This is a genomic window from Streptomyces sp. N35 (assembly GCF_016464295.1).
Classification (GTDB): Bacteria; Actinomycetota; Actinomycetes; order Streptomycetales; family Streptomycetaceae; genus Streptomyces.
The window spans coordinates 64,480-71,200 of record NZ_JAEIMH010000046.1 but is presented as its reverse complement, the minus strand read 5'-3'; the positions used below and the strand labels follow the sequence as shown (position 1 = coordinate 71,200).

The 6,721-nt window shown below is 72.3% G+C and carries 4 protein-coding genes and 2 pseudogenes; 4 read left to right on the top strand and 2 right to left on the bottom strand.

Annotation, left to right across the window (positions count from 1 at the left end; genetic code table 11):
* Positions 1 to 218 (top strand): annotated as a pseudogene (locus tag JAO81_RS24470) (hypothetical protein); the annotation flags it as partial.
* A 23-nt stretch (positions 219 to 241) separates the two neighbouring features.
* On the opposite strand, the gene JAO81_RS24465 reads toward JAO81_RS24470, so the two are convergent.
* Positions 242 to 2,326: a TetM/TetW/TetO/TetS family tetracycline resistance ribosomal protection protein gene (locus JAO81_RS24465; protein ID WP_307813628.1), complete on the bottom strand. Its 2,085-nt coding sequence runs from the start codon at positions 2,324 to 2,326 to the stop codon at positions 242 to 244.
* A gap of 281 nt (positions 2,327 to 2,607) precedes the next feature.
* Here JAO81_RS24465 and JAO81_RS24460 point away from each other — a divergent pair, with 281 nt between their 5' ends.
* From JAO81_RS24460 to JAO81_RS42720, 3 genes are all read left to right on the top strand, one after another.
* A complete protein-coding gene (locus JAO81_RS24460; RefSeq protein WP_307813627.1) occupies positions 2,608 to 3,540 on the top strand; it encodes an amidohydrolase family protein in 933 nt (310 codons plus the stop codon).
* Between the two features lie 213 nt (positions 3,541 to 3,753).
* Positions 3,754 to 4,770 (top strand): iron-containing redox enzyme family protein, encoded by a 1,017-nt coding sequence (locus JAO81_RS24455; RefSeq protein ID WP_199550070.1) that lies wholly within the window; start codon positions 3,754 to 3,756, stop codon positions 4,768 to 4,770.
* A 122-nt stretch (positions 4,771 to 4,892) separates the two neighbouring features.
* Positions 4,893 to 5,063, top strand: a complete 171-nt coding sequence (locus tag JAO81_RS42720; protein ID WP_307813629.1) for a CDGSH iron-sulfur domain-containing protein — start codon at positions 4,893 to 4,895, stop codon at positions 5,061 to 5,063.
* 105 nt (positions 5,064 to 5,168) lie between these two features.
* Here JAO81_RS42720 and JAO81_RS24445 read toward each other — a convergent pair.
* Positions 5,169 to 6,682, bottom strand: a pseudogene (locus tag JAO81_RS24445) (FAD-dependent oxidoreductase).
* Between the last annotated feature and the right edge of the window lie 39 nt (positions 6,683 to 6,721).

The window sequence follows — 6,721 nt, the reverse complement described above, 5'->3', positions numbered from 1 at the left end:
CCGCTCCCGCGGTCACCACCCTGGGCCCCACCACTCCCGGCCCCACCACTCCCGGCGTCACCGCTCCCGCGGTCACCACCCTGGGCCCCACCACTCCCGGCGTCACCGCTCCCGCGGTCACCACCCTGGGCCCCACCACTCCCGGCCCCACCACTCCCGGCGTCACCGCTCCCGCGATCAACGCACTCGGCCCCACCGGGACCAGGCCCCGCCCGTAGGCCGCTTCATGCCGCCGCCGCCCCTATCGAAGCCGCGTGACCACCAGCAGATACTCCTTGCGGTTGAGGGGGTTGTGATCGGTCCGTGCGCGGGCGGGCGCCTCACCGCTCACCGGGCGGTATCCGGAGAACGCCGACTCCACGACACCCTCGCCCCGCGTCAGCCCCGGCAGCAGCTGACCCAGCCGGTGCAGCGAAGCCGCCGGGATCTCGCCTTCGAGCGAGCATGCCGCGCCCCGGATGTCCGGCGTCCCGGGCACGGCCCGCAACCGGCCGAGCAGCGGCAGCACCGGACCCAATGCGTCGGCGGGCAGATCGAGCCGGAAGTGGTGCACCGGCTCCTCGGTCCGGGTGCCGGCCTCCCGCAGCGCATCCATCAGGACCAGCGGCGTGACCTGCCGGAAGTCACGTGCCGTGCTCGACATGCTCTTGTCGAAGGTGGCGTGCGAGTGGCTCTGCCGCGGCCAGTATCCGGAGTGGGTCATCGTCACCTTGCAGTCGACGACCCGCCAGCCGAGCAGGCCCTGGCCCAACGTCTCGTACACCGTCTCCTCGACGGCCTTGAAGAACGCGTAAGGCATCGAACCGAGTTCGACCTCCAGACCGAACGAAACCCCGCTGCCCGGCGGCGCCGGCTCCACCCGCAGTCCGACCGTGCCGAGGAAGGGCAGCAGGTCCTTCTCGTACCCGTACCCGACGCCGACCGGCCGCTCGACGCAGATCGTCGTCGTCTCGTGGAAGCCCACCTCGAGTCCGAACTCCTCGGCGAGCGTGGCCTGGATCACCTCCTTCTGCACCTCGCCGTACAGGGAGAGATGCACCTCGCCGCGTACCTCGTCCTGGCGGAGACCGATCAGCGGGTCCTGCTCGGCGAGTTGGGCCAGGGCCAGATGCAGCGCACCGCGGTCCGTGCCCTCGCCGGGGACCACCAGGGTCTCCAGCGTGGGCGGGGCGAAGTGGGCGTCGGAGGTCTCCTTGCGGGCCGCGCCCACCCAGTCCCCGATCCGGACCTCGCCGAGCCCCCACACCTTCGCGATCTCGCCGGCCCGCGCCACGGCCCGCCGCTGCCCGGCGCCCGCATGGAAAACCTCGACCGCCGTGACCTTGCCCTCATGGGCCGAACCGTCCCGGGCCGAACCGTCCCGGGCCGAACCGTCCCGGGCCGAACCGTCCCGGGCCGAGTCCTCACGCGCCGAGCCCTCGCGGCCCACCGGCACCCGGTCGCGCAGCCGCAGTTCGCCCGAGAACATCCGTACGTACGCGATCTTCTCGCCGGCGGGGCCGCGCTCCACCTTGAAGACCGTTCCCGAGAGCCGGCCGTCGCCCTCGTCCGCGGACGGCAGCAGCGTGCGGATGCCGTCCATGAGGTGGGGGAGGCCGGCGCCGGTCATCGCGGAGCCGAAGAACACCGGGTGCACCAGGCACGCCCGGGTCTGCGCCGCCAGCGCGGAGAGCAGGGGTCCCCGCGGGACGGCCGAGCCCTCCACGTAGGCGGAGAGCAGCTCGTCGTCCTGCTCGGCGAGCACCTCGGTCAACGCCTGCTGGAATACGGCGTCTTCGCAGCCGTACGGCCGCGCCTGCGCCCGTCGTGTCCCGATGCCGTGCACCTGGCCCATGGCGGGCGCCGCCGGAGTGAGGCGCCGGGTGATCTGCCGCAGGGTGTGCTCGTACCGGGCGCCGCCGCGGTCGATCTTGTTGACGAAGATCAGTGTGGGGATGCCGAGCCGGCGCAGCGTGCGCAGCAGGATCCGCGTCTGCGCCTGGACGCCCTCGACGGCCGAGATCACGAGCACGGCGCCGTCGAGCACACTGAGCACCCGTTCCACCTCGGCGATGAAGTCCGGGTGGCCGGGGGTGTCGATGAGATTGACGGTCACCCGGTCCTCGGGCGGCCCGAGCGGGAACGAGGCGACCGCGGACTTGATGGTGATACCGCGGCGCCGCTCCAGGGCGAGCGAATCCGTCTGCGTACTTCCCGCGTCGACGCTGCCGGGAGCCTCGATCACACCGGCGGCATGCAGCAGCCGCTCGGTCAGACTGGTCTTACCTGCGTCGACATGGGCCAGAATGCCCAGATTCAGCGACGGAGTTGGCGATGCCGATGACACGTAGCGTCATGTCCTTCGAAGAGGGGGTCGGGGTCAGCGAGCGGGACATGAATGTCTGGCGCATTGCCGTTACCTCCTCTTGGGCCGCTTCGTCGCGGCGGACGTCTGCGAGTAGAGCAGGGCGTACGCGGGCCGGGCAACCGATTAAACGGGTGCGAAGGGTCCGCGTTAAACGGGTGCGAAGGGTCCGCGGGCCGGGGGCGGGGAGCGGCGCCGTACTCCCGTACGCAATCCTGCTGCGGGTGGCCGAGCACCCTCACACGAGGAAACGGACGACGACGGTGGACGCAGCGGTGGGCGCGGGAGTGGACGAAGCGGCGCAGGTCGGTGCCTTCTGGCGCGGGCTCGGTCTGCCGGGCCTGATCGACGTGCACACGCATTTCATGCCCGAGCGGGTCATGGACAAGGTGTGGGCGTACTTCGACGCCGTCGGACCCATGACCGGTGTGGACTGGCCCATCACCTACCGCGACGCGGAGGACGAACGGGTGCGGCGGCTAAGGGACTTCGGCGTGCGCGCCTTCACCGCCATGGTCTACCCGCACAAGCCCGGCATGGCCGCCTGGCTCAACTCCTGGGCCGCGGAGTTCGCCGCCCGCACCCCCGACTGCCTGCACACGGGCACCTTCTACCCCGAACCCGGCGCCGCCGACGAGGTCCGCCGGGCGATCGAGTCGGGCGCGCAGGTCTTCAAGACGCACCTCCAGGTCGGAGCGTACGACCCGACTGATCCCCTGCTCGACGACGTGTGGGGCATCCTGGCGGAATCCGGCACCCCCGTCGTCACGCACTGCGGCTCCGGACCCGTACCGGGCAAGCACACCGGGCCCGGCCCCATCGGTGCGGTCCTGTCCCGCCATCCGCAACTGCGGCTGATCGTCGCTCACTTGGGCACGCCCGAGTACGCCGAGTTCCTGGACCTCGCGGACCGGTTCACGCACGTCCACCTCGACACCACGATGGTGTTCACCGACTTCACCGAGCGCATGGCGCCCTTCCCGCCGGCCCTGCGGCCGCGCCTGCTCGACCACCAGGACCGCATTCTGCTCGGCACGGACTTCCCGAACATCCCCTACCCGTACGCCCACGCCCTGGACTCCCTGGCGCGCCTCGGCCTCGGCGACGCCTGGCTGCGCGCGGTCTGTTACGAGAATGCCGCGCGGCTCTTCGCGGGTTCACCGGCCGTGCGGCTGCTCGGCCGCGACTCCGCCTGAACACCGGTCCTCGTTCGCTGAACACAGGTCCTCGTTGGGGCCCCAAGTCGTCTGCCTGGCATGACGGTTGACCGCCTCGGTCCGGCTGGTCCGTCGCGTCCGGGGCAAGTCCCGTGTGGTCCGGTGGTGTTCGGGTACCCGCCGGGCGCCTGACTCCCGTACGGGCGCGGGCCGCCCTACCCCCCACCGCGATCCAGGAGCACTGCGTCTGCCATGCCCATCACCATCGAGGGTCCCGCGCTGCCCCAGCCGCGCGGCGTCCTGTCCGCCAGCGTCATCGACACCCTCCGCGGCCCCGGTTCCCGCTGTGCCGCCGAGCTCGTCCGCCGCGCCGAGCCGTACGGAGACGACCTCCAACTCGCCCTCTACCTCTGCTACGAACTCCACTACCGGGGATTCGCCGGCGTCGACGAGGCGTACGAATGGGACCCGCACCTGCTCGGCTTCCGCCGCGCCCTGGAGCACCGCTTTCTCACCGCGCTGCGCAAGGACGCGGCCCGCCCCCGGAGCGTGGACGAGGCGCTCGACGCGCTCCTCGTCGAACCCGTCGAAGGGGCCGGAGTCTCCCATCGACTGTGCGACGAGGGCGAGTTGTGGCAGCTGCGGGAGTACGCCGCACACCGTTCGCTCTACCACCTCAAGGAGGCGGATCCGCACGCCTGGGTGCTGCCCCGGCTGCGGGGGCGGGCCAAGGCGGCCATGGCGGCGGTGGAGTTCGACGAGTACGGCGGCGGACGGCCCGAGCGCGTGCACGCCGTGCTCTTCGCCGGCCTGATGAGCGACCTCGGCCTCGACACCGCCTATGGCCACTATCTGGACGCCGCCTGCGCACAGGCTCTCGCCACCGTGAACGTCATGTCGCTGTTCGGGCTGCACCGCCGGCTGCGCGGCGCCCTGGCCGGGCACTTCGCCGCCGTCGAGATCACGTCGTCGCCGGGCTCGCGCCGCCTCGCCCGCGCCATGTCCCGTACGGGGGCAGGGCCCAAGGCCGAGCACTTCTACACCGAGCATGCCGAGGCGGACGCCGTGCACGAACAAGTGGTGCGCCACGAGGTGATCGGCGGGCTTCTGGAGACGGAACCGCAGCTCGCGCCCGACATCGTCCTCGGCATCGACGCGACCGGCTTCCTGGAGAACCGGTTCGGCACGTATCTGCTCGACCGATGGGACGCGGGCTCGACCTCGCTGCGGGAGCCCTATGTGCAGAGCGGCACCGGATCCGCCAAGTGAGGGCGCCGCACGGACCGGACGGGCGGCCCGCCGCGCCGGGGCGCCCGGAGGACCGGCCCGCCGGGCCTAGGCGCCCGGATGAACGCCCCGCCCCGTCGGCGCGCGCCGACGAGCCCTGCCGTATCGCCGTCCAGCGCGAAGGTCCCTTCCTGGTCGAGGGCCCGGTGGAGGTCACCCTGGAGGACGGCAGCACCGTCCGCTCCGACCGCTTCCGGGTCGCGCTGTGCACCTGCCGCCGCAGCCGCCGCTATCCGTGGTGCGACGCCAGCCACCGCAGGCGCGTACACGAGTGAAGGCACTCGCGTACGCGAGTGAGGGGGCTGCCCTGCCTCGGCAGCCCCTCACCTGCCCCCTCCCTGAGGCACCCCTCACGTGCCCCTCCCCGAGGCTTGCGTGCCCTACTCCTTCGGCACGTCCCGAGGCGCGAGCGGTCGAGTGGCAGGCCCTTGCAGCACCGAGCCGTCCGGGGCGAAACGCGAGCCGTGGCACGGGCACTCCCACGCCGTCTCGGCCTGGTTGAAGGCGACCAGACAGCCGAGGTGGGTGCAGCGGGCCGAAACGGCGTGCGCGCTGCCCGACGCGTCGCGGTAGACGGCGCAGCGGCTGCCGTCGAGCCGTACCACCGCCCCCGTGCCCGGCGCGATCTCGGCGACCGAATCGACATGCGCGGGGCCGGTGCGGTCACCCACGAAGGGCCGTGCCACATCGGCCTGTTGCCTGGGGAGCGCGGGCGCTTCCACGGCGGCTCCTCGCCGTGCAGCAGCCGGGTCAGGAGCTGTCCGGCGAGGACGCCGCCGCTCATGCCCCAGCCGCCGAAGCCGGTGGCGACATAGGTGTGGCGGGCGCCCGGGTGGTACCGGCCGATCATCGGGACGGTGTCGCTGACGTCGTTGTCCTGCGCCGCCCAGCGGTAGGCGGTCGCCCCGACGGAGAAGTGCGCGCCCATCCACGCGTCGAGCCGGGCGAATCCGGCGGCCGGATCGCCTTCGCCCGGGGTGAAGCTCTCACCCGTCACGATCAGGAGCCGTCCACCGTCGCCGTACGGGGCGGTCCGCACGGACCGTTTTCCGTAATCCTCGGTGAGGTACATGCCGGCCGGGTCCTGACCGGCCGGCAAGGGTGCGGCGACGACGAGTTCACGGCGGGGCGAGAGCCGCGCGAACAGCAGCGCGCGGTCGAAGACCGGATAGTGCGTGGCCACGACCACGTCCCGGGCGGTCACCGTGTGGCCGGCCTCGGTGGTGACCCGGCACGGGGAGCCTTCGTGCAGTCCGGTGGCCCGGGTCCGTTCGTGGATCACGCCGCCGCGCGCCCGTACGTCCTCGGCCAGGGCGAGGAGATAGGCGCGCGGATGGAACTGCGCCTGCCCCTCCGCGCGCACCGCCGCCGCCACCTCGAAGGGCAGCCCGGTCTCCTCGACGTAATGCGCGTCGAGCCCTGCCGCCCGGGCGGCGTCCGCCTCCGCCCGCAGCACGGAACGGTTCTCGGGGCGGGTGGTGTACGTGTAGGCCGGGCGCCTCTCCCACGCGCAGTCCACCTTCAGCTCGGCGCTGACGGTGGCGATGCGCTCGACGGCGCCCACTTGGGACCGGGCGTACAGCCGCGCCGCCTGCTCGCCGCGCGTGCTCAGGAGCCTGTCGTAGACAAGACCGTGCAGCGCGGACACCTTGGCGGTGGTGTGTCCGGAGACCCCGGCGGCGATGCGGTCGGCCTCCAGGACGACGACGTGCAGCCCGGCGCGGGCCAGCTCCCAGGCGGTGCTGAGGCCCGCGATGCCGGCGCCGATGACCACGACGTCCGTCTCGGTGTCGGCGGACAGCGGCGGCAGGTCCGTCGTCGGGCTCGTCGCCATCCAGTACGACTCGTCGCGGCCGGGCAGCGGATCGGTGTCGAAGGTGCGGTGTGCGCTCATCCGGACTGAGTGCCTCGATTGCCGCAGAAGATGCCCGCA

Excerpts from the sequence above, each read along its gene's own strand:
- JAO81_RS24455 (WP_199550070.1), top strand. The coding sequence starts at position 3,754 with ATGCCCATCACCATCGAGGGTCCCGCGCTGCCCCAGCCGCGCGGCGTC.